Annotated in this window: 2 protein-coding genes; both read left to right on the top strand. The window is 74.4% G+C overall.

Going from position 1 to position 2,425, the window contains the following annotated elements; genetic code table 11:
- Positions 1–598 (top strand): NAD-dependent epimerase/dehydratase family protein (locus tag AWZ10_RS21420; RefSeq protein WP_341846091.1); only part of this gene is annotated, 598 nt, incomplete at its 5' end.
- On the top strand, positions 595–2,425 hold a 1,831-nt coding region (locus AWZ10_RS21415), incomplete at its 3' end, for an FAD/NAD(P)-binding protein (protein ID WP_060891834.1). The genes AWZ10_RS21420 and AWZ10_RS21415, both read left to right, overlap by 4 nt.

Raw genomic sequence — 2,425 nt, 5'->3', positions numbered from 1 at the left:
CGCGCGCCGACTGGTCGCCCAGTCCATCGCCTTCGCCGCCGCCCCGGCGGGCGAGCCGGTCCTCGACGAGGACGCGCCCCTGTACGTGGACGCCCCCGACCCCGGCTGGGCCTCGACGGTACGGGCCGTCGCCGAGCTGGAGCGGCAGGTGACGGGCAGCGACATGGAGGGTGTGGTGCTGCGCTACGGCACGCTGTACGGCCCCCGCACCGCGTACGCCCGTACCGGCACGACCTCCGGGTCCGTCCTCGCCGGACGGCTCCCGCTGCCCGGCGGCGGGGCCGGGATCATGTCGTTCCTGCACGTCGAGGACGCCGTGGGGGCGGCCGTGGCGGGCGTCGAAGCCGACGCCACCGGGGTGTTCCATGTGACGGACGACGACCCGGCCCCCGCCGCGCAGTGGCTGCCGCATCTCGCCCGGGTCCTCGCCGCCCCCTCCCCGCGCACGGTCCCCGCGGCCCTCGCACCCCGGCTCCTCGGCTGGTTCATGGCCCACCAGCTCACGTCCGCGCACGGCGCGGCCAACGACCGGGCCCGTACGGCGCTGGGCTGGAAGCCGGCCAGACCGAGCTGGCGTGACGGGCTGGGCCAGGAATGATCCGTACCGATGATGCCCTCACCGTCTGTGTGATCGGCGCCGGTCCGCGTGGCCTGTCCGTGCTGGAGCGGATCTGCGCCAACGCCGGTGGGATCGTGCGGCCGGTCGAGGTCCACCTCGTCGATCCGTACCCGCCGGGCGCGGGCGCGGTCTGGCGCACGGACCAGCCGGGCGAACTGCTGATGAACACGGTCGCCTCCCAGGTGACCCTGTTCACCGACGACAGCGTGGACTGCGCGGGACCGTCGGTGCCGGGACCCAGCCTGTACGAGTGGGCGTGCGCGATCCGCGACCGGGCCATCGACCAGGACCTTCCCGCGTGGGCCGTGGACGAGGCGCGGCGGCTCGGCCCCGACACCTATCCGACCCGCGCGTTCCACGGCCACTACCTGGAATGGGTCCTGCGGCACCTGTTACGCACGGCCCCCGCCCATGTGACGGTCCACACCCACCGGACGACGGCGGTCGCGCTGGACGACGACCCGAGCAGGCAGGACGACGGCGCGGGGCGGCAGGACGACCACCCCTCGGACCGGCCGCAGACGGTGACCCTGGAGAACGGCGGCCGGCTGACCGGTCTGGACGCGGTGGTGCTGGCTCTCGGCCACGGCGGCGTGACCGAGTCCCCGGAGGAACGTGCGCTGCGCTCCTTCGCCGACCGCCACGGCCTCACCTACGTGGCCCCCGCCAACCCGGCCGACACCGATCTGAGCGGCATCGCGCCGGGCACACCGGTCGCCCTGCGCGGACTGGGCCTGAACTTCTTCGACTGCCTGGCCCTCCTCACCGAGGGCCGAGGCGGCACGTTCAAGGAGAGCGAGTCCGGTCTCGTCTACCTTCCGAGCGGCAACGAGCCCGTGCTGTACGCCGGTTCGCGGCGCGGCGTCCCCTACCACGCCCGCGGCGAGAACGAGAAGGGCTCGCTCGGCCGCCACGAGCCGCGCTTCCTGACCCCGGACGTCATCGCGGGACTACGGCGCCGTGTGGCCGACGGGCACCCCCTCGGCTTCCGCCACGACCTCTGGCCGATCGTCGACCGCGAGATACGGACCGTCCACCACGAGGCGTGGATCCGCGCCGCCCGAGGACCGGAGGCGGCCGCGGAGTTCGTACGGTCGTGCCTCGCGGATGCGGGTGGGTGGGGCGAGGCGGCCCTGCTCGACCGTTACGCCGTCCCGCCCGGCGAGCGATGGGACTGGACGCGGATCGAACGCCCTTACGGAGAGCGGACGTTCACCGGCCGCGCCGACTTCCGGCACTGGCTGCTGGCGTATCTGCGCCGGGATGTCGGCGAGGCCCGCCGCGGCAATGTGAACGGACCGCTGAAGGCCGCGCTGGACGCCCTGCGGGACCTGCGCAACGAGATCCGGCTCGTCGTCGACCACGGCGGAGTCTCCGGCGACTCGTACCGCGCCGAACTCGACGGCTGGTACACCCCGTTGAACGCCTTCACCTCGATCGGCCCGCCCGCCTTCCGTATCGAGCAGCTGGTCGCGCTGATCGAGGCGGATGTGCTGCAGGTGCTCGGCCCGGGGATGCGGGTCCGGGCCCGGGCGCCCGGCGGTGGCACCGAAGAAGGTGTCGGCGAGGGCCTCGGCGAGGGCGGCTTCCTCGTGGACGCGGAGCTGGTGGACGACCCCCCGGTCCGCGTCGAGGCCCTGATCGAGGCACGGCTGCCCGCGATGGCTCTGCGGCGGAGCACCGACCCCCTGCTCCGGGGGCTGCTCGCGTCCGGCGCGTGCGTCCCGTACCGGCTGGAGGGCGATCCGGGGCACGAGCCGGGCGGACTGGCGGTCACCGACAGCCCGCCCCGGCTGGTGGACGCGG

The organism is Streptomyces europaeiscabiei, assembly GCF_001550375.1.
GTDB lineage: Bacteria > Actinomycetota > Actinomycetes > Streptomycetales > Streptomycetaceae > Streptomyces > Streptomyces europaeiscabiei.
The sequence above is the reverse complement of the archived record's forward strand: the minus strand, read 5'-3'. Positions and strand labels throughout refer to the sequence as shown.